Annotated in this window: 16 protein-coding genes; 10 read left to right on the top strand and 6 right to left on the bottom strand. The window is 71.9% G+C overall.

Going from position 1 to position 20,830, the window contains the following annotated elements; all coding sequences use genetic code 11:
- Positions 1–124: 124 nt before the first annotated feature.
- The 6 genes from HZU84_RS13525 to HZU84_RS13550 all read right to left on the bottom strand — a co-directional run bounded on the left by HZU84_RS13525 (position 125) and on the right by HZU84_RS13550 (position 7,733).
- Positions 125–2,683, bottom strand: a complete 2,559-nt coding sequence (locus tag HZU84_RS13525) for an SUMF1/EgtB/PvdO family nonheme iron enzyme (protein ID WP_149503341.1) — start codon at positions 2,681–2,683, stop codon at positions 125–127.
- A 165-nt stretch (positions 2,684–2,848) separates the two neighbouring features.
- Complete coding sequence (locus tag HZU84_RS13530; RefSeq protein WP_149503340.1) at positions 2,849–4,051, bottom strand: ABC transporter permease; 1,203 nt, start codon at positions 4,049–4,051, stop codon at positions 2,849–2,851.
- Positions 4,052–4,080: 29 nt separating this feature from the next.
- Positions 4,081–5,289 (bottom strand): ABC transporter permease, encoded by a 1,209-nt coding sequence (locus HZU84_RS13535; RefSeq protein WP_149503339.1) that lies wholly within the window; start codon positions 5,287–5,289, stop codon positions 4,081–4,083.
- Positions 5,290–5,303: 14 nt separating this feature from the next.
- Positions 5,304–5,999, bottom strand: a complete 696-nt coding sequence (locus tag HZU84_RS13540; RefSeq protein WP_149503338.1) for an ABC transporter ATP-binding protein — start codon at positions 5,997–5,999, stop codon at positions 5,304–5,306.
- Complete coding sequence (locus HZU84_RS13545; RefSeq protein ID WP_149503337.1) at positions 5,996–7,183, bottom strand: efflux RND transporter periplasmic adaptor subunit; 1,188 nt, start codon at positions 7,181–7,183, stop codon at positions 5,996–5,998. Before HZU84_RS13545 ends, HZU84_RS13540 begins: the two co-directional genes overlap by 4 nt.
- Before the next feature lie 121 nt (positions 7,184–7,304).
- On the bottom strand, positions 7,305–7,733 hold the full coding sequence (locus tag HZU84_RS13550) for a hypothetical protein (RefSeq protein ID WP_149503336.1): 429 nt from the start codon (positions 7,731–7,733) through the stop codon (positions 7,305–7,307).
- Between the two features lie 157 nt (positions 7,734–7,890).
- Here HZU84_RS13550 and HZU84_RS13555 point away from each other — a divergent pair, with 157 nt between their 5' ends.
- The 10 genes from HZU84_RS13555 to HZU84_RS13600 all read left to right on the top strand — a co-directional run bounded on the left by HZU84_RS13555 (position 7,891) and on the right by HZU84_RS13600 (position 20,807).
- On the top strand, positions 7,891–8,961 hold the full coding sequence (locus HZU84_RS13555) for a LacI family DNA-binding transcriptional regulator (RefSeq protein WP_244954465.1): 1,071 nt from the start codon (positions 7,891–7,893) through the stop codon (positions 8,959–8,961).
- A gap of 69 nt (positions 8,962–9,030) precedes the next feature.
- Positions 9,031–10,185: an ABC transporter ATP-binding protein gene (locus HZU84_RS13560; protein WP_149503335.1), complete on the top strand. Its 1,155-nt coding sequence runs from the start codon at positions 9,031–9,033 to the stop codon at positions 10,183–10,185.
- A 42-nt stretch (positions 10,186–10,227) separates the two neighbouring features.
- Positions 10,228–12,222, top strand: coding sequence for a beta-galactosidase (locus HZU84_RS13565; RefSeq protein ID WP_149503334.1), 1,995 nt, complete (start codon positions 10,228–10,230; stop codon positions 12,220–12,222).
- 120 nt (positions 12,223–12,342) lie between these two features.
- The gene (locus HZU84_RS13570; protein WP_149503333.1) at positions 12,343–13,578 is read left to right on the top strand and encodes an ABC transporter substrate-binding protein; all 1,236 of its coding nucleotides are present in this window, start codon (positions 12,343–12,345) and stop codon (positions 13,576–13,578) included.
- A 51-nt stretch (positions 13,579–13,629) separates the two neighbouring features.
- Positions 13,630–14,538: a carbohydrate ABC transporter permease gene (locus HZU84_RS13575; protein WP_149505204.1), complete on the top strand. Its 909-nt coding sequence runs from the start codon at positions 13,630–13,632 to the stop codon at positions 14,536–14,538.
- Positions 14,538–15,389: a carbohydrate ABC transporter permease gene (locus HZU84_RS13580; protein ID WP_149503332.1), complete on the top strand. Its 852-nt coding sequence runs from the start codon at positions 14,538–14,540 to the stop codon at positions 15,387–15,389. Before HZU84_RS13575 ends, HZU84_RS13580 begins: the two co-directional genes overlap by 1 nt.
- Before the next feature lie 10 nt (positions 15,390–15,399).
- Positions 15,400–17,559, top strand: a complete 2,160-nt coding sequence (locus HZU84_RS13585; protein WP_149503331.1) for an alpha-galactosidase — start codon at positions 15,400–15,402, stop codon at positions 17,557–17,559.
- Positions 17,552–18,628: a UDP-glucose--hexose-1-phosphate uridylyltransferase gene (locus HZU84_RS13590; RefSeq protein WP_244954464.1), complete on the top strand. Its 1,077-nt coding sequence runs from the start codon at positions 17,552–17,554 to the stop codon at positions 18,626–18,628. Before HZU84_RS13585 ends, HZU84_RS13590 begins: the two co-directional genes overlap by 8 nt.
- Positions 18,625–19,815 carry a galactokinase gene (galK, locus tag HZU84_RS13595; protein WP_244954463.1) on the top strand — a complete coding sequence of 397 codons (1,191 nt, stop codon included), beginning with the start codon at positions 18,625–18,627 and terminating at the stop codon, positions 19,813–19,815. The genes HZU84_RS13590 and galK overlap by 4 nt, the downstream gene beginning before the upstream one ends.
- A complete protein-coding gene (locus HZU84_RS13600) occupies positions 19,812–20,807 on the top strand; it encodes a galactose-1-epimerase (protein WP_149503330.1) in 996 nt (331 codons plus the stop codon). The genes galK and HZU84_RS13600 overlap by 4 nt, the downstream gene beginning before the upstream one ends.
- The last annotated feature ends 23 nt before the right edge of the window (positions 20,808–20,830 follow it).

Consider the following 20,830-nt stretch of genomic DNA (forward strand, 5'->3'; position numbering starts at 1 on the left):
AACCCGACTGCACTCGACGCTGGCCTACGTCAGCCCGATGCAGTTCGAAGAAAACTGGCTCGCCGGCCAAGCTCGGCAAGCCAGCGCGTAGTCTGGCTATGGGATACGGAATACAGGGGCAAGGTCAGTCCGATTCCGTGAGGTTGTTGTAGCTGGCAATGGTGCCCTCGCAGTCCTGCCGCAACCGAGTAAACAGACCGCGGTACAGCTCGATCTGCGCCTCGTTCCGAATGCCCTCCCGCAACCACTGGCGCGCCAGATCACCGTCCCACCAGCGCTCATCCTTGTAGCCCCCCGCGTCGATGAAACAGCGGTACTCCGCGTTCGTCACCGGAGCGAACGCCATCTCGAACGCGGCCAGCGTCACCGACGTTTCCGGCCCCTCGTCAGCCGGCCCGTTGTTGTGGCCGATGGTGTAGCGCCCGGCCGGCACGCGCACCCACTGCTTCGGCCACAGATACCGCCCATGCGGCCCGATGCACTCCTCAAAGCGCGGATCGCCCAGCTCACCCAGCACGAGCCCCGCCTCGATCCGCAGCCGCACATCCACCGCCGGATCCCGGCTGCGCGCCAGCAGCGCCTGGCGCAGCCCGTCGAACACCGCCGCACCGTGCAGCCGCTCCGCCTTCTCCCGACACGCCACCGCCGCCCGCCCCGCCAGCGGCAGGTTCACCGCCTCCAGCGCCCGCACCCACGCCAGCGGATCGCGCACCAGTTGCACCGCCAGCTTCACCGGCTCCTCCCAGTGCGACGGATCCGGCCCGGGCAACGGCTCCTGAACACCCAGCTTGCCCAGCACCTCGTCCAGCGGCGCCAGCGCGGGCGGGCGCAGGTCCGGCAGCCGATCCGCGCCCTGCCCCGGCAGAAAACGCAGCCCGCGGGCGGCAAAGAACTCCTGCCAGAGCTGGTGGGTGCAGCGCAGCAGCGGGTCGGTCGAATACTCGTCGCTGCCGCCTTCGCCGATCAGTTGCAGGCTGCGCACCGCGTACAGCCACTGCGCCGGCGTCGCCCACTCGGCGCGCGCGGCCAGCCCGCCCAGCAGTTCCTCGCGCGACACGCTGACCTGCCGACCCAGCCGGTGCAGCCGCTGCATCGCCTCGTCGAGCCACGGCACCAGACAGCCCTGCTGGTCCGGCAGCGCCCGCAGCTTCTCCTTCCACTTGCCGTTGGCGATCAGTTGCCGGTCTTCGTCTCCCAGCAGCCCCGCCACCTTCAGCGGCCCGTCATGCACCCGCCGCACCAGCATCTGCCAGAACAGCCCGCCCATCAGCTCCGCCCGGTCGCTGGCCGCCCGACCCAGCGCGCTGAACAACTCGCACTGCGCCCACAGGTTGAACGGCAGCTCCGAGAGTTCCAGCAGGTGGCGGTCTGCCTCGATCCGCGGCCACAGCGCATTGCCCTCGCCCAGCGTGTGGGCGCAGTAGTCGCGGATCTGGTCCCGGCTCCAGCGCGCCACGACGATCTGGCGCACCTCGAAATCGCCAGCACCGAGCGGACTCTGGTCGAGCGTGCGCACGCTGAAGATCGGCGCGAGCACGTGGTCCGCCTGGTGCGCCTGCTGCGCGGCCCAGGCGGTCCAGCGGTCGATCGCTTCGAGCTGGCGGCGGCGGTCGGGCGCCTTGATCTCGTTGAGGCCGTCGAGCAGAAAACGCACCCGCGCCACGCCGGGCAGCGCCGACAACGCCGGCAGGTCACGCGGCCAGCGCGCCGCCAGCCACTCAGCGGGCGGCGCGCTGTCGTGGCTGTACTCCGACAGCCGCTGCCAGACGCAGACCTCGGGCGGCGCGTCCACCTCGCTCGCCAGCGCCGCGGCTGCGGTCGTGAGTTCATGGTGCTGCAGGATGGTCGATTTCCCCGACCCCGGATCCCCCACCAGCACCCACGCGCCCACGTCCGGCCGCTCGGCCAGCAAGGCGCTCAGCCGGTCGTAGCGGCCCTGCGCTTCGTGGCGCGGCCCGTTGTGGGTCAGGCCGTGGTCGACCATCAAGGTCAGGTTGACGAAGCGGCGGTCGAGGCGGCCCGCGGCGCCAGTACACCAATATTCGCTGCGGCGGCCCAGGTAGGCGCGCAGATCGGACGGCGCCGGGTCGGCGTCGGCACCACCACCGCGGATGTACCGCGACGACAACCACTGGCGCAGACCGTGGCGTAACTTGCCGGCCAGGTCATCCAGATCGGAAAACGGATTGAAGCCCTCGCGCATCGGCGCGCCGGGTGGGTTGTGGCGCTCGATGTATTCGCTGACGGCCAGCGACTCGCGCTTGGCCTTGGCGCCCGTGGCGGTCAGGGGCCGCTGGTCGTGGAAGACCCAGACCGCACGCCGCGCGATCAGCCCTTGCTCGACTTCCCACTCGGAGCAGTGCCAAGGCTCTTCGCGCTCCGCAGGAACCGGGAACCGCTCCGTCGGCAGCGTCCCGCCCATCGTGTGCGCAAAGATCCCGATGACCAGATCGCACTCACCCGGAGATCCGACCTGCTGCACGATGTCCTGCTGCGGATTCCCCGCCCGGTCGCAGACCACCGGCCGCGCCGGATCGTCCCAGCGGCGCAGGTCCAGCCGCACATGCGGCGCGTACTGCGGATCGGCGCCAATCTCGCTGACCACCTGCGCCACACGGGCACGCGCCTCCAGCGTGTCCGCGCTCGGCGACGCCAGAAAGATCCGAACCACCCGCTCCGCCATGCCCCATCTCCCGCCTTGTTCTGACAAAACCCCGCAAGGATGCCAGAGGGCGCGGCGGGGGTGGATCCTCGCCTTCGCGAGGATGACGGGGACATGGGCGAGGAAACGCGCCGAAACGCGCCGTCAGGCCCGCGCAGGCGGGCACCCACGCCGGACACCCCGCGCCTACTCCGCCCGCAGCGCCTCCACCGGATCGAGCCGTGCCGCCGCGCGCGCGGGCATCACGCCGGCGAGCAGGCCCACCGCCGCCGACAGGCCCAGCGCCAGCAGCACGAAGGGCAGCGGCGTGCTGACCGGCAGCGCGGGCAGCAGCAGGTGCGCGCCCTGGGCGATGCCGATGCCGATCGCCAGGCCCAGCAGGCCGCCCAGCGCCGACAGCACCACCGCTTCGCCCAGGAACAGCGCCATCACCGTGCGCCGGCGCGCGCCCAGCGAGATCAGCAGGCCGATCTCCGCGGTGCGCTCGGTCACCGCGATCGTCATGATGGTGACGATGCCCACGCCGCCCACCAGCAGCGAGATGCCGCCCAGCGCGCCCACCGCCATCGTGACGATGTTCAGGATGTTGGAGAGCGTGCCCAGCATGTCGGCCTGGGTGACGAGGGTGAAGTCCTCGCGGCCGTGGCGGGCGATCAGCAGCGCGCGGGCCTGCGCGACCACCGCCGCGGGCGACATGCGCTCGTCGTAGGTCAGATGGATCTCCATCAGGCCGGGGCGGTTGAACAGCTCCAGCGCGCGCGCCGACGGGATGTAGGCGACATCGTCCAGATCGACGCCGAGGAACTGCCCGCGCGGCGCCAGCACGCCGATGACGCGGAACTGCTGGCTGCCGATGCGCACCCGCTGGCCCAGCGGCGAGCTGCTGCCGAAAAGCTCGCGGCGCAGCGTCGAGCCCAGCACGACGAAGTCGCGCGCCTGGCCGACCCCCTCCTCGGGCAGGAAGCGGCCGGTCGCCACCGTCAGGTGAAAGGCCGGCACCAGCGCGGCGCTGGTGCCGTAGACCAGCGCGCGGCGCAGCCGCCCGCCGGCCTGCATCTCGGCGTTGCCGGTCACGCCCGGCGTCACGCCGGTGAGCTGCGGCAGGTGGCGGCGCAGCGCCTGCGCATCCTCCAGCGTCAGCGGCCGCACCGAGGACGGGAAGCCCGGGTTGGTGCCGCCGGTGGTGGTGCGCCCCGGCGAGAGCGTGACCACGTTCGTGCCGATCTGGCTGAACTCGGCCAGCAGGAAGCGGTGCAGGCCCTCGCCGATCGAGGTCAGCAGGATCACCGCGGCGATGCCCACCGCGATGCCCAGCAGCGTCAGCACGCTGCGCCCGCGCTGCGAGACGATCGCGCGCCAGGCCATCGAGACGGTGTCGGTCCAGCGCATCGGGGCGGTCCTCGTGTGTGCGTGTCCGCTCAGCGCCGCGACAGCGCCGCGACCGGCTCGAGCCGGGCCGCGCGCCGCGCCGGCATCACCCCGAACAGCAGCCCGGTGCCGATGGCGGTGCCCAGCGCCGCCACCACCGCCCACAGCGGCGGCCAGGCCGGAAACTGCGGATAGAGCAGCCGGATCCCCCAGGCGCCCGCATGCCCGGCCGCATAGCCCAGCAGCGCGCCGGCCAGCGACAGCAGCGCCGCCTCGGTCAGGAAGACCGCACGGATGGTCGCCGCCGGCGCGCCCAGCGCCTTGAGCAGGCCGATCTCGCCGGTGCGCTGCGCCACCGCCACCAGCATCACGTTCATCACCAGGATGCCGGCCACCGCCAGGCTGATCGCTGCGATCGCCGCCACCACCGCGGTCAGCGCCAGCAGCACCCGGTCGAAGGTGGCCAGCACCGCGTCCTGGGTGATGACGGTCACGTCCTCCTCGCCGTCATGGCGGGCCTTGAGCAGCGCGGTGGCCTGGCGCCGGGCCGCGGCGATGGCATCGCGGCTGCGCGCCTCGATCAGCACCCGGAACAGCGTGTTCGAGTCGAACATCGCCTGCGCCAGCGCCACCGGCACGATCGCGACCTCGTCGGCATTCATGCCCAGGCCCTGGCCGGCCGGCGCCATCACGCCGATGACCCGCAGCCGCCGCCCGCCGATGCGCACCGTCTGGCCCAGCGCCGAGCCCTGGCCGAAGAGCTCGCGCGCCAGTGCCGCGCCCAGCACCGTGACCGCATGGGCGCGGCCCCAGTCGTCATCGGGCAGGAACTGTCCCTGCGCCAGCGCCAGCCGGCGCACCGCGAGGTAGCTGCGGGTGGTGCCCAGCACCATCGCCTCGCGCAGCCGCCCGGCCACCGCCACCTCCGACAGCCCCACCGCCAGCGGCGCGACCTGCGCGACCGCCGCCAGCCGGGTGAGCGCCTGCGCATCGTCGATCGTCAGGTCGCGCGGCGTGGTGCTGACCGCATTGGCCGGGCTGAAGCCGCCGGTCTGCGAGCGCCCGGGCAGCACGATGACCAGATTCGTGCCGATCGACGAGAACTGGTCGACCACATAGCGCCGCGCGCCGTCGCCCAGCGCGGTCAGCACCACCACCGCCGCCACGCCGATGGCCATCGCCAGCGTCATCAGCAGCGTGCGCAGCGGGCTGCCGGTGGCGGCGCGCCGCGCGAAGTCCAGGATGTCCCACCCGCGCATCGGTCCGGGTCCGCTCAGGCCGGCGTGCGCTCGTCGCGCCGCAGCTGGCCGTCTTCCATCATCAGGCGCCGGCGCGCGCGCGCCCCCAGGCCGGCGTCATGGGTGACGACGATCAGCGTGACGCCGCGTGCGTTGAGCTCCTCGAGCAGGCGCACCACCTCGTCGCCGGTGGCGCGGTCGAGGTTGCCGGTGGGCTCGTCGGCCAGCAGCAGCGGCGGCTGCATGATCGTCGCGCGCGCGATGGCCACGCGCTGGCGCTGCCCGCCCGAGAGCTCGCTGGGGCGGTGGTCGGCGCGCGAGGCCAGGCCGTAGTCCTTCAGCGCCTGCGCGACCCGCGCCTGGCGCTCCTTCGGCGCGATGCCGGCCAGCACCATCGGCAGCGCGATGTTCTCGGCCGCGCTCAGCCGCGGCACCAGATGGAAGCTCTGGAAGACGAAGCCGATGCGCCGGCTGCGCACCGCCGCCTGCTCGTCCGGGCTCAGCGTGGTGACATCGCGCCCCTCGAGCAGCAGCCGCCCGCGGCTGGGCTGGTCGAGCAGGCCGAGAATGTTCAGCAGCGTCGACTTGCCCGAGCCGCTCGGGCCCATGACCGCGACGTATTCGCCCGCGTCGATGCGCAGGTCCAGCCCCTGCAGCGCATGCACCTCGCTGTCGCCGAGACGGAAGACCCGCTCGACCTGCTCCAGCCCGATCAGCGCCGGCGCGCTCATGGCTTCGCGCCCGAGGCGGCCGGCTCGACCCGCACGAGCACACCCGGCCTGACGCCCTCGCGCTCGAGCGAGCTGACCACCTGCTCGCCGGCCTCCAGCCCGTCAAGCACCTCGGTATGCTCCCAGTTGGACAGCCCGGTGCGCACCCGCCGCTCGGCCAGCACGCCCTCGGCGCCGATCACCAGCACCCGGCCGCCCTCGCCCACCGCCGCCGCCGGCACCCGCAGCACGTCGCGGTGCACGTCAAGCACCACCTCGACATCGGCGCTGTAGCCCACCCGCAGCGGCCCGGCCGCGGCCAGATCGTCGAAGTCGACATCGATGTCGACGGTGCGCGCCTGCTTCTCCAACGCCGAGACGATCGGCGCGACCCGGCGCACCCGGCCGGGGAAGGTGCGGCCCGGCAGTGCGTCGATGGTGATGCGCACCGGCTGGCCCGGCTGCAGCCGCGGCGCGTCGACCTCGTCCATCGGCGCCTTGACATAGAGGCAGCGGTCGTCGATCAGGTCGATCGCCGGCGGCGTGGGCACGCCCGGCGGCGATGGCGTCGAGTATTCGCCCACCTCGCCGACGATCTTCGCCACCGTGCCGTCGAAGGGGGCGCGCAGCACCATGCGGCCCTGCTCGACCTGCGTCGCCTCCAGGCGCGCCTCGGCGGCGCGGGCATCGGCCTGTGCGGTCTGGCAGGCGGCGCGGCGGGTGCGGGCTTCGCTGAGCGCGCGGTCCTCGGCGGATTCGGAGATGAAGCCCTGCTCGCGCAGGCCGCGCTGGCGCTCGGCCTCGCGCTCGGCGGCCTCGGCGGCCGAGCAGGCCTCGACGATGCGCCGGCGGCTGGTGTCGAGCTGCGCGGCGGCCAGCGCCGCCTGCGCGCGCTGGTCGTCGTTCCACAGCTTCATCAGCAGCTGGCCCTTGCGCACCCGGTCGCCCTCGCGCACCTCGAGCCGCTCGATGCGTCCGCCCAGGATGGTCGACAGCCGGGTGCGCTGGCAGGCCTCGACCGTGCCGGCGCGGGTGTTGGCGATCGTGGCCTCGACCGTGCCGCGCGTCACCTCGACCGCGCTGACCGCCACCGGCTGGGGCCGGCGCAGCCAGGCCACCGTGCCCGCCCCGAGGCCGACGACCAGCAGCGCGACCAGGCCGCGGCGCAGCCAGACGGAAGAAGCTTTCGGGGCAGCGGCGCTCATCGCGATCCTTGTCGGTGCGGCACGCATCCGGCGTGCGTGAATGCACGCATTCTGCCGACCGGCACCGATCATGCGCATGACCGGCGTCAAGCTGACCGGTGGGTCAGCAGCACCGGCACGGTCAGCAGTCGCAGGATTCGCGGAAGACCGCCGCGGCGTCGGACGCCAGTCCCAGCGCCAGCGCGCCGGCCTCGATGCGCAGTGCGGTGCCGTGGATCAGCTGCAACTCCAGCACCAGCGCGCCGTCCAGGCGGCCGGGCAGCGGCAGCGCGTCGAGCACCCGGCCGGCATGCAGCACCCGCGCGGCGCGAATGCCGCCGAAGAACACGTCCGGCCCGCCGCCCTCGCAGCGCGCCTGCGCCAGCCGCAGCTCGACCGGGCGCAGATAGCCGGCCACGCCGTCGGCCGCACGCCGCACCGCCGCGGCCGACAGCCGCAGCACCAGCGCGCCGGGCTCGATGCAGGCCGCGGCGATCTCGCTGCCGGCCAGGCTCAGGCACCAGGGGGCGGACTCAGGAACGGACTCAGGGGGAAAAGCGACGGCGATCATGCCCGCCAGCATAGCCGAGGTCGGGTTATCACCAATTATTAGCAAATCATCACCCGGCATGATCCCGGTGGCGGGGCGAGCGGCCGCCTCGCTACCATCGCGGCCTGCCCGTCGATCTTTCCACCGAACTGCCGTGACCTCCCGCAAGCCTGCCCCGATGCCCGTGCGCCGCCCCACCATGACCGATGTGGCCAAGGCCGCCGGCGTGTCCCAGTCCACCGTGTCGATGGTGCTCAACAACATGACGGGCGCGCGGCTGTCGGCCGAGACGCGCAGCCGCGTGCTCGGCGTGGCGATGGAGCTGGGCTACCGGCTGCCGCGGCGCGAGCAGCCCGCCCCCCAGGCGATCGCCAGCGCCAGCCCGGCACCGGGGCTGCGGCGCAGCCTGATCGGCTATCTGGTCGACGAGATCTCGACCAGCCCGCATCCGGTGGTCAGCGTCGACGGCGCGCGTGACGCCGCCTGGGAGCACGACTGCCTGGTCAGCGTCATCGTCACCCGCAGCAATGCCGACCAGGAGGCCGCGGCGATCGCGGCACTGCGCGCCAACCCGATGCTGCTGGGCATCGTCTACTCGACCATCTTCACCCGGGAGGTGACGCTGCCGGCGGTGCTGACCGACGACGCCGAGCTGCCGGTGGTGCTGCTGAACTGCCATGACGAGCGCCACCGCCTGCCCACCATCGTGCCCGGCGAGATCGGCGGCGGCCATGCGGCCACCGAGCATCTGATCGCGATGGGCCACACCCGCATCGGCTTCATCAACGGCGAGCCGTGGATGGAGGCCGCCAAGGACCGGCTCAAGGGCTACCGCCGCGCGCTGGCCACCGCCGACCTGCCCTTCGACCCGGCGCTGGTGCGCGACGGCGACTGGATGTCGGGCACCGGCTTCGAGGCGACACTGTCGCTGATGCGCGAGGCGCGCCCGCCCACCGCCATCTTCTGCGCCAACGACCTGATGGCGCTGGGCGCGATGGAGGCGCTGGCCCAGCTCGGCCTCAAGGTGCCCGAGCATGTCTCGCTGATGGGCTACGACGACCAGGAGATCTCGCGCCACACCCATCCGCCGCTGACCACGATGGTGCTGCCCAACTACGAGATGGGCCGTGCCGCGGTCGAGGCGCTGCTGGCGGCGGCCGACCTGCCGCCGCCGCAGCGCGCCGCACGCCGCCACCTGATCAAGATCGACTGCCCGCTGGTGGCGCGACAGACGGTGCGCCCGCGCTGAGGCGGACGAGGGTGACTCCCGGGTTTCCACTGATTATTGCTAATAATATTGGCAGCAGAATGCCGCCTCATGGCGAGCATCGAACTTTCATCCGTCTTCAAGGCCTACGGCGACCACGCCCCCGTCATCCGGGACGTGAACCTGCACATCGCGCAGGGCGAGTTCTGCGTCTTCGTCGGGCCTTCGGGCTGCGGCAAGTCGACGCTGCTGCGCATGATCGCGGGGCTGGAGGACATCACCGGCGGCGAGCTGAAGATCGGCGGCCAGCGCATGAACGAGGTGGCGCCGGCGCAGCGCGGCGTGGCGATGGTGTTCCAGTCCTACGCGCTGTTCCCGCACATGACCGTGTACGAGAACATGGCCTTCGGGCTGGGACTGGCCAAGGTCGACAAGGCGGTGATCCGCGAGAAGGTGATGGCCGCGGCCAAGGTGCTGCAGCTCGACCAGCTGCTCGACCGCAAGCCCAAGGCGCTCTCCGGCGGCCAGCGCCAGCGGGTCGCGATCGGGCGGGCCATCGTGCGCGAGCCGGGCGTGTTCCTGTTCGACGAGCCGCTGTCCAACCTGGACGCCGCGCTGCGGGTGCAGACCCGCATCGAGATCGCCAAGCTGCACCGCGACTTCGGCAAGGCCAGCACCGTCTACGTCACCCACGACCAGGTCGAGGCGATGACGCTGGCCGACCGCATCCTGCTGCTCAACAGCGGCGAGGCCGTGGCCCGTGACGGCTCGGTGGCGCAGGTCGGCACCCCGCTGGAGCTGTACCACCGCCCGCGCAACCTGTTCGTGGCCGGCTTCATCGGCTCGCCGAAGATGAATTTCCTGCCCGCCACGCTGGTCAGCGCCGCCACCGACCACGCCGTCGTGCGGCTGAGCAGCGGCGAGACATTGCGCGCCGCGGTCGATGCGCAGCGCCTGTTGCCGGGCGCGAAGGTGACGCTGGGCGTGCGGCCCGAGCACACCGAACTCGGCACCGCGACGCAGCACATCATCCGCCCGCTGCAGTGGCAGGAGCGGCTGGGCGAATCGACCTACCTCTACATGACCGGCGCCAGCGGCAGCACCGAGTCGCTGGTCGCCAAGGCCCCCGGCCACGCCCACGCCAGCACCGGCCACCGCCTGGCGATCGGCCTGCCGGCGGACACACTGCACCTGTTCGACGACCAGGGGCTGGCGCTGGAACGCCGCATCCCCGACCAGAACCAGTCGCTGCCACAAGCCGCCTGAGCGCCTGGTCACCTGACCACCTGACTTCATAGGATCGACGACATGCAACTGGGTGTCTGCTACTACCCCGAACACTGGCCACGCGCGCAATGGGCCGAAGACGCGCGGCGCATGCACGCGATGGGCATCCGCGTCGTGCGGATCGCGGAATTCGCGTGGAGCGTGATCGAGGCCGAGCCGGGTGTCTTCACCTGGGACTGGCTGGATGAAGCGGTCGAGACGCTGCACGCCGCCGGCCTCGGCGTCGTGATGTGCACGCCGACCGCGACGCCGCCGAAGTGGCTGGTGGACCGGATGCCGGACATGGTAGCGATCGACCTGCAGGGCCGCCCGCGCGGCTTCGGCTCGCGGCGGCACTACTGCTTCTCGCACGCCGGCTACCGCGCCGAGTCGCGCCGCATCAGCCGCGCGGTCGCCGAGCGCTACGGCCAGCACCCCGCCGTGGTCGCCTGGCAGACCGACAACGAATACGGCTGCCACGACACCGTGCTGAGCCTGTCCGAGTCGGCGCGGCAGGGGTTCCGGCGCTGGCTGGCCGCGCGCTACACGACGATCGACGCGCTGAACACCGCCTGGGGCACGGTGTTCTGGAGCCAGGTCTACCGCAGCTTCGACGAGATCGACCTGCCCGCGCTGACCGTGACCGAGGCGCACCCGGCGCACCGGCTCGACTGGCGGCGGTTCTCGTCGGACGAGGTGGTGGCGTTCAACCGCGAGCAGGTGGCGATCCTGCGCGAGCTGTCGCCGGGGCGGCCGGTGTCGCACAACTTCATGGGCTTCTTCACCGAGTTCAACCACCACGACGTGGCGGCGGACCTCGACATCGCCACCTGGGACAGCTACCCGCTCGGCGTCACGCAGATGTTCTTCCTCAGCGCCGAGGAAAAGGCGCGCTGGGCACGGACCGGGCACCCGGACATCCCGTCGTTCCACCACGACCTGTACCGCGGCATGTGCCGGGACGGCCGCTGGTGGGTGATGGAGCAGCAGCCTGGCCCGGTGAACTGGGCCCACTGGAACCCGGCGCCGCACGACGGCACGGTGCGGCTGTGGACCTGGCAGGCGTTTGCGCACGGCGCCGAGGTGGTGAGCTATTTCCGCTGGCGCCAGGCGCCCTTCGCGCAGGAGCAGATGCACACCGGCCTGCTGCGCCCCGACGCCAGCGAGGATCAGGGCGCGATCGAGGCCGCGCAGGTCGGCGCCGAGCTGGCCGCGCTCACGCTCGACGAGGCCGGTCCGGTGCGGCTGGCGGTTCAGGCGCCGGTGGCGATGGTGTTCGACTACGCCGCGATCTGGATGCTGCAGATCCAGCCTCAAGGCGCCGACTTCAACCCCCTGGAGCTGCAGTTCCGCGCCTACGAGGGCCTGCGCCGCCTGGGGCTGGATGTGGACCTGGTGCCGGCCGACGCCGATCTCTCCGGCTACCGGCTGATCGTGCTGGCGGCGCAGCCGCAGATCGGCTCGGCGCTGCAGGCCTCGCTGGAGGCGGCCGCGGCGCGCGGTGCGCAGATCGTGCTGGGCCCGCGCGCGGGCTCGAAGTCGGCGCATCTGTCCTTCCCTGCAGGCGACTCGCCCACCGGCCACGGCCTGCCGCCGGGGCCGCTGAGCGCGCTGGCCGGCGTGCAGGTGCGGCGGGTGGCCTCGCTGCCGCCGGGCTGCGCCGAGCCGGTCGTCGTCGGCGGACAGAGCGTGCAGATCACCCGCTGGCGCGAGGACCTGGCCCTGGCCGAAGGCACCGAGGTGCTGGCCGCCTTCGCCGACGGTCATGCGGCCCTGACCCGCCGCGGCCCGGTGCGCTGCGTCGCCGGCTGGCTGGACGCGGACGGCTGGCAGGCGGTGCTCACCGGCGCGGCCGCCGACGCCGGACTCGCCGCGCAGGCGCTGCCCGAGGGCCTGCGCCTGAGCCGCGCGGGCGATCTGCTGCTGGCCTTCAACTTCTCCGACCGGTGCCTCGACGCGCCGGCGCTCCCGACCGCGGCGCCCCTGCTGGGGCAGCGGCCCCTGCCCCCCCGGGGGCTGGCGATCTGGCGCACCTGAGACGAGACGGCTTGTCCCGCCGCACGGCCCGCGCCCTTTTCTCTCACTGTTCTCTCACCTCACCGACCGACAACGACGTCCGACACCCGTTCGACACGACGACACGACAGGAGACAAGCGATGAAGACGATCCAGAAGACGACGATGAAGCTGGCCGTGCTGGCCTGGGCCGCGGCCGCCTGCGCCGCCCAGGCCGGCACGCTGGTCATCAACACCGACGCCTCCGACCCGGCGCCGAAGGCCGCCTGGGAGGCGATGGCCAAGGGCTTCATGGCCGCCAACCCGGATGTGACGGTCAAGATCAACACCTTCGACCACGAAGGCTTCAAGACCTCGATCCGCAACTTCCTGTCGGCCAACCCGCCCGACATCGTGACCTGGTACGCCGGCAACCGGATGGCGCCGTTCGTCAACGCCGGCCTGTTCGAGGATGTCTCCGATGTCTGGGCCAAGGAAGGCCTGAACGACAAGCTGAAGTCCGCCGCCTCGTCGATGACGATCAACGGCAAGCAGTGGGGCATTCCCTACACCTACTACCAGTGGGGCATCTACTACCGCAAGGACATCTTCGCGAAGAACAACATCGCGGTGCCGAAGGACTGGAAGGAGCTGCTGGCCGCCAGCGCCAGGCTCAAGGCCGCGGGCGTCACGCCCTTCGCGATCGGCACCAAGGCGCTGTGGCCCACCGGCGGCTGGTTCGACTACCTGAACATGCGCGTCAACGGCTACGAGTTCCACATGGATCTCACCGCCGGCAAGGTGCCCTACACCGACCGGCGCGTGCAGGCCGTCTTCGACCGCTGGGACGAGCTGACCAAGCCGGGCTATTTCCTGGCCAACCACGCCAGCTATGACTGGCAGGACGCGGTGCCGGCCTTCGTCAAGGGCGAGGCGGCGATGTACCTGATGGGCAACTTCGCGGTCGACCCGTTCAAGAAGGGCGGCCTGACCGAGGCGCAGCTCGGCTTCATGCAGTTCCCGAAGATCAGCAACGTGCCGATGGCCGAGGACGCGCCGACCGACACCATCCACATTCCCGCCAAGGCGAAGAACAAGGAGGACGCCCGGCGCTTCCTGGCCTATGTCGCCAGCGCCAAGGTGCAGACCGAGGTCAACGCGATTCTCGGCCAGCTGCCGGTCAACAAGGACGCCACCCGCCCGAGCGACACCTACCTGAAGGACGGCTTCACGATGCTGTCGAACGCGCACGCGCTGGGCCAGTTCTACGACCGCGACGCACCCGCCGAGATGGCCAAGGCCGGCATGGAAGGCTTCCAGCGCTACATGGTCAAGCCGGAGTCGCGCAAGGAGGTGCTGGAGCGCCTCGAGCAGGTGCGCCAGCGCGTCTACAAGTAAGCCCCGGCCCGCCCGCCCTTGCCTCCGATGTCCGCCCTTGCGTCCCGTCCGATGACCGCCTCGCCCCCTCGCCTGTCCTGGTGGCGCCGCCACCAGCGCCAGCTCGCCCCCTGGCTCTTCCTGATGCCGGCGCTGCTGATGTTCGGCCTCTACGTGATCGCGCCGATCTTCGAGTCGATCGCGATCAGCCTGTACGACTGGGACGGCCTGGGCGAGGCCAGATACATCGGTCTGGCCAACTACATCGAGCTGGCGGGCGATCCGGACTTCCGCGTCGCGCTGAAGAACAACCTGCTGTGGCTGGTGCTCTTCCTGCTGTCGGTGCCGATCGGGCTGGGCCTGGCGCTGTTCCTGAACCAGACGGTGAGCGGCATCCGGCTGGTCAAGTCGATGTTCTTCTTTCCCTTCGTGATCTCGCAGGTCGTCATCGGCCTGGTCTTCACCTGGTTCTACAACCCGACGATCGGACTGCTGCCGCAGCTGCTGGCGCTGGTCGGCCTGCCGGACGTGGCGGTGCTGTCCGACGAGCGGCTGGTGAACTACGGGATCATCGCCGCGGCGCTCTACCCGCAGATCGCCTACTGCATGATCCTCTACCTCACCGGGCTGAACAGCGTGCGCCCGGACCTGATCGAGGCCGCGCGCCTGGAGGGCGCCAAGGGCTGGTCGATGCTCTGGCATGTGGTGCTGCCGCAGCTGCGCCCGGCCACCTTCATCGCGATGGTGGTGACCATCATCGGCTCGCTGCGCAGCTTCGACATGGTCTCGATCATGACCTCCGGCGGTCCCTACGGCTCCTCGCGGGTGCTCGCCTTCTACATGTATGAACAGGCGCTGAGCGAATACGGCTACCGCATGGGCTACGGCACCGCGATCGCCACCGTGCTGTTCTCGATCATGCTCGTCTACATCACCTTCGTGCTGTGGCGCATCTACCAGCAAGAGAAGGACCTGGCCTGATGTTCCCGACCCCGATCGAACGCTGCTCGCCGCTGACGCGCGGGCTCTACAAGGCCGGCCTGCCGCTGGCGCTGATCGTCTGGCTGCTGCCCATCCTGGCGGTGGCGATGACCTCCATCCGCGGCGCCGGCGACATGGCCGCCGGCAACTACTGGGGCCTGCCGACCGAATGGCAGCTGCTGGAGAACTACACCGCGGTGTTCCGCGACACCCCGATCGCGCGCTACATCGGCAACAGCCTGATGGTGGCGATCCCGACGGTGATCGGCGCGATCGCGCTGAGCTGCCTGGCCGGCTTCGCGCTGGGCGTGTACCGCTTCAAGGCCAACCTGGCGGTGTTCTTCCTCTTCGTCGGCGGCAACTTCATTCCGTTCCAGATCCTGATGGTGCCGGTGCGCGACCTGAGTCTGCGCCTGGGCCTGTACGACTCGGTCGGCGCACTGGTGCTGTTCCACATCGCCTTCCAGACCGGCTTCTGCACCTTCTTCATGCGCAACTTCATCCGCGACCTGCCGCACGAGCTGATCGAGGCGGCGCGCATCGAGGGCGCCAGCGAGTGGCAGATCTTCTGGAAGGTCGTGCTGCCGCTGGTGCGCCCGGCGCTGGCGGCGCTGTCGGTGCTGGTCTTCACCTTCATCTGGAACGACTACTTCTGGGCCACCGTGCTGATCCAGGGCGATCACGCGATGCCGGTCACCGGCGGGCTGAAGTCGCTCAACGGCCAGTGGGTGGCGCAGTGGCATCTGGTGTCGGCCGGATCGATCATCGCCGCGCTGCCGCCGGTGGCGATCTTCTTCCTGATGCAGAAGCAGTTCATCGCCGGCCTGACGCTCGGCGCGACCAAGGGCTGAGGACCGAGCCGTGACGACGCCGTCTCCTGAATTCATCACCCTGCACGGCCAGCGCAGCAGCCTCGTGCTGGAACTGGTGCCCGGCGAGGCACCGCTGTGGCGCCACTGGGGCGCACGCCTGCCCGACGGGATCGACCCGGGCGCGGCGCTGCGCGACACCCGCGCGCTGCCGACCTTCGCGCTCGACCAGGACCTGCCGCTGACGGTGGCGCCGGTCTTCGGCACCGGCTGGTTCGGCCAGAGCGCGCTGCTGGCGCACCGCGAGGGCCGCGACTTCGCGCAGGGCTGGACCGGCTGCACGGTCGAGTGGACCGCGCCGGGGCGCGCGCTGACGCTGCACCTGAGCGACGCGGTGGCGCGGCTGCGCCTGGACCTGTCGATCGCGCTGGACGCCGACAGCGACGTGCTGGTGCTGTGCTCGACGCTGCACAACGACGGCGACACCGCGCTCGACCTGCAGTGGCTGGCCGCCGGCACGCTGCCGCTGCCCGGCCGCTGCGACGCGGTGCGCTCCTTCGCCGGCCAGCATGTGCACGAGTTCCTGCCGCAGACCGACCCGCTGACCCGCAGCCTGTGGCGCCGTGAGAGCCGGCGCGGGCGCACCAGCCACGACTGCTTTCCCGGCGCGGTGGTCACCACGCCGGGCGCGACCGCGCAGACCGGACGGGTCTTCGGCGCGCACCTGGCCTGGTCGGGCAACCACCAGCAGACGATCGAATGGCTGCATGACGGCCAGTACCAGTGGCAGTTCGGCGAATGGCTGGCGCCGGGCGAGGGCCGGCTGGCGCCGGGCGCCTCGCTGACGACGCCGGAGCTGGTGGCGAGCTGCTCCGATGAGGGCCTCGACGGCCTGGCGGCCAACTTCCATGCCGAGCTGCGCCGCCGCCTGGACTGGCCGGGCGGTGCGATGCGCCCGCGCCCGGTGCACCTCAACACCTGGGAGGGCGTCTACTTCGACGTGCATCCGGGTCCGGTGAAGGAGATGGCCACCGCGGCCGCCGCGCTGGGCATCGAGCGCTTCGTGCTCGACGACGGCTGGTTCCACGGCCGCCACCATGACCGCGCCGCGCTCGGCGACTGGTGGCCCGATGCGCACAAGTTCCCCGACGGCCTGAGCGGGCTGATCGCGCACGTGAACGCGCTGGGCATGGAGTTCGGCCTGTGGGTCGAGCCGGAAATGGTCAGCCCGGACAGCGAGCTGTTCCGCGCCCATCCCGACTGGGCGCTGCAGATCGCCGGACGGCCGCTGCTGACCGCGCGCAACCAGCTGGTGCTCGACATCGCGCGCCCCGAGGCGAGCGATTACCTGTTCGAGAAGATCGCCGCGCTCCTGGCCGCGCACCCGATCCGCTACCTGAAATGGGACCTGAACCGCGACCTGGCGCCGGCCGGCCTGGGTGACGGACGTGCCGGCTACCGCGCGCAGGTGCTGGCAGCCTATGCGCTGATGGCGCGGCTGCGCACGGCCTTCCCCGAGGTGGAGATCGAGAGCTGCTCGGGCGGCGGCGGACGCATCGACTTCGGCGTGCTGCGCCATGCACACCGTGTGTGGACCAGCGACTGCATCGATGCGCTCTCGCGGGTCGAGATGCAGCACGGCTTCCTGCAGTTCTTCCCGCCGGAGATCATGGGCGCGCATGTCGGTACGGCGCCGGCGCACACCACCGGACGCACGCAGGCGATGGCCTTCCGCGCGGCGGTGGCGCTCGCCGGCCACTTCGGGGTCGAGCTGGACCCGCGGCAGCTCTCGACCGAGGACGCCGACGAGCTGCGCGGCTGGATCGCGCTGCACAAGCGGCTGCGCGACCGGCTGCACCACGGCCGGGTCTGGCGCGGCGAGGCCGGCGACGGCCTGCACTGGCAGTTCCATGCCGACGCGGACACCGCCGACGGCGTGCTGATCGTGCTGCGCACCCGCCCGAGCGACCACCGCCAGCCGCCGGCGCTGCGCCTGCCGATGCTGGACGTGGCCGCCCGCTACCGGGTGCGCGAGCTGCGCCCTGCAGGCTCGCCCCGACGCGAGGGCCGCCACCACACCGCGCCCTTCTTCGATGCGCAGGACAGCGCCGAGGGCGTGACCCTGGCCGGCGCCTGGCTGGCCGAGGTCGGCCTGCCGATGCTGCGCGCCCCGGCCGAAACCGCCTTCATCGCGAGGATCGAGCGTGTCTGAACCGACGAACCTGTTCCCGACCCGCTTCGATCCGGCCGAGCACAGCCACCGCCGCCGCAATCCGCTGACCGGCCAGTGGGTGCTGGTCTCGCCGCACCGGGCGAAGCGCCCGTGGCAGGGCCGGCAGGAGGCGGCCGACGACACGGTGCTGCCTGCGCATGATCCGCACTGCTATCTGTGCGCCGGCAACACCCGGGTCAGCGGCGACATCAATCCGCCCTACACCGGCACCTTCGTCTTCACCAACGACCACGCGGCGCTGATGCCCGAGGTGCCGGCCGCAGCGCCGCAGACCCGCCTCGACCCGCTGTTCCAGGCCGAGGCCGCACGCGGCACCAGCCGTGTCATCTGTTTCTCGCCCGACCACGCGCGCACGCTGCCGGAGCTGCCGCTGCCGGCGATCCGCGGCGTGATCGACACCTGGGCGGCGCAGAGCGAGGAACTCAGCGCGCGCCATCCGTGGGTGCAGGTCTTCGAGAACAAGGGCGCGATCATGGGCTGCTCGCAGCCGCATCCGCACGGCCAGATCTGGGCCTGCGACCACCTGCCCAACGAGGCCGCCACCGAGGATCGCCACCAGAGAGAGTACCTCGCCGCCCACGGCCGGCCGCTGCTGCTGGACTGTGCCGAGCGCGAGGCCGCCGCCGGCGAGCGGGTGGTGGTGCAGACCGCGCACTGGCTGGCGGTGGTGCCGTGGTGGGCGACCTGGCCCTTCGAGACGCTGCTGCTGCCGCGCTTCGCGGTGCAGCGCCTGCCCCAGCTCACGCCCGCGCAGCGCGACGACCTGGCCGAGGCGCTGCGCCGGCTCACCAGCCGCTACGACAACCTGTTCCGGTGCAGCTTTCCCTACTCGATGGGCTGGCACGGCGCCCCCTTCGACGGCACGGCCGGCCTGCACTGGCAGCTGCACGCGCATTTCTATCCCCCGCTGCTGCGCTCGGCCACGGTGCGCAAGTTCATGGTCGGCTTCGAGATGCTGGCCGAGGCGCAGCGCGATCTCACCCCGGAGCAGGCCGCCGCGCAGCTGCGCGCGGTCAGCGACGTCCACTACCGATGCACACCCCCATGAGCGCTCTCCGCGATCCCCTGGCGCGCCGCTGCGACGACGCGATGCTCCAGGCCTTCGGCCAGCGGCCGGACTTCCATGTCCAGGCCCCCGGCCGCGTCAACCTGATCGGCGAGCACACCGACTACAACGACGGCTTCGTGCTGCCCTGCGCGATCGACTACCGCACCGTCATCGCGGTGCGGCGGCGCCCGGACCGGCGGCTGCGGGTCGTCGCCGCCGACCTGCACGGCGAGACCGACGAGATCGACCTCGACGGCGACATCGCGCACCACCCGACGCAGCAGTGGAGCGACTATGTGCGCGGCACGGTGCGCATGCTGCGCGAGCACCTCGCGGCCCACGGCCTGCGGCTGGCGGGCGCGGATCTGGCGATCGCCGGCAATGTGCCGCAGGGCGCCGGACTGTCGTCCTCGGCGGCGCTGGAGGTGGCGGTCGGCCAGGTCTGGCGCCAGCTCGGCGGCCTGGACGATGCGCTGCTGTCGGCGGTCGACCTGGCGGTGCTGGCGCAGCGCGCCGAGAACCGCTTCGTCGGCGTCAACTGCGGGATCATGGACCAGATGATCTCCGCCTGCGGCCAGGCCGGCCACGCGCTGCTGATCGACTGCCGCCATCTGGCGCAGCGCCGTGCGGTGCCGATGCCCGCGGGCGTGGCAGTGATGATCGTGCACTCGCGGGTGCGCCGCGGCCTGGTCGACAGCGAGTACAACACCCGGCGCCAGCAGTGCGAGGCCGCGGCCGCGCACTACCGCGTGCCGGCGCTGCGCGATGTCGACGAGACGCGGCTGACGCAGGACGCCGCCGGGCTGGATCCGCTCGTCTTCCGCCGCGCCCGCCACATCGTCACCGAGAACGCACGCACGCTGGCCGCGGCCCAGGCGCTGCAGGCCGGCGACCTGAAGCGCCTGGGCGAGCTGATGGCCGCCTCGCATGCCTCGATGCGCGACGACTTCGAGATCACCCATCCGGCCATCGACCGGTTGGTCGAGATCGCGCAGGCGGCGATCGGGCCGCGGGGCGGCGCGCGCATGACCGGCGGCGGCTTCGGCGGCTGCATCGTCGCGGTGCTGCCGGACGCGCAGGTGGCTGCGGTGCGCGCCGCGATCGAGGCCGGCTACCGCTCGCCCGAGGGCGAGCCGCCGGCGATCTGGATCAGCCATGCCGCCGACGGCAGCGGAGTGCTGCGATGAAGCCGCTCCTGCTGTGCCTGCACGGCCCCGACGGCCTGGAGATCGCGCTGAGCCCGCTGGGCGCGTCCTGGCTGTCCTGCCGGGTGCCGGTCGACGGCGAGGCGCAGCCGCGCGAGGTGCTCGCCGGCGGCACGGATCCCGAAAATCCGCAGCGCCTGGCCTGCTACGCCGGCGCCACCGTCGGGCGCTGGGCCAACCGCATCGCCGGCGCGGTGCTGCGCCGCGACGGCCGCGTCTGGCCGCTGCTGCCGCACCCCGCCGGCTCGGCCCACCAGCTCCACGGCGGGCCGGACGGCTGGAGCCACCGGCTCTGGCGCGTCGAGGAGCAGGCGCCCGACCTGGCGGTCTTCGCGCTGCATTCGCCCGACGGCGACCAGGGATTTCCCGGCGCGGTCGAGGTGCGGGTGCGCTACCGCCTGCACCCGGGGCGGCGGCTGCGCATCGACTTCGAGGCCTGCGCCGACGCGCCCACGCCGCTGGCGATGACGAACCACGCCTACTTCAACCTCGATGGCGTCGGCACCCCCGGCGACGCGCGTGCGCAGCGCCTGCGCCTGCATGCCGACGCCTGGATGCCGGTGGATGCCGCGCTGATCCCGACCGGCCCGCCGGTGGCGCTGGACGGCGAGATCCGCGCCGACGACCCGATGGATCTGCGCCGGCTCCGCGCTGCCGACGCCCGGCCGTTCGCGACCCATCCGGCCCTGGCGGCGGCCGGCGGCTACGACCACGGCTGGCGGCTGGCCGCCGGCCACGCGCAGGAGGCCGCGCGGCTGGTGTCGGCCGACGGCCGGCTGGCGATGAGCATCGCCACATCGATGCCGGCGCTGCAGTTCTACGACGGCCGCGCGCTGGCGCCGCCCTGCGCCGGCCTGGCGCTCGAGCCCGGCTGGCTGCCCGACAGCCTGGGCCGCGACGACACCGGCCAGCCCGATGCCTGGCTGCGTCCGGGCGTGCCGCGTCACGACTGGATCGAGTACCGCTTCGGCTGACAGGCTTGCAGGCCGGCCGCTAG

Source organism: Sphaerotilus sulfidivorans, assembly GCF_013426975.1.
GTDB lineage: Bacteria > Pseudomonadota > Gammaproteobacteria > Burkholderiales > Burkholderiaceae_C > Sphaerotilus > Sphaerotilus sulfidivorans.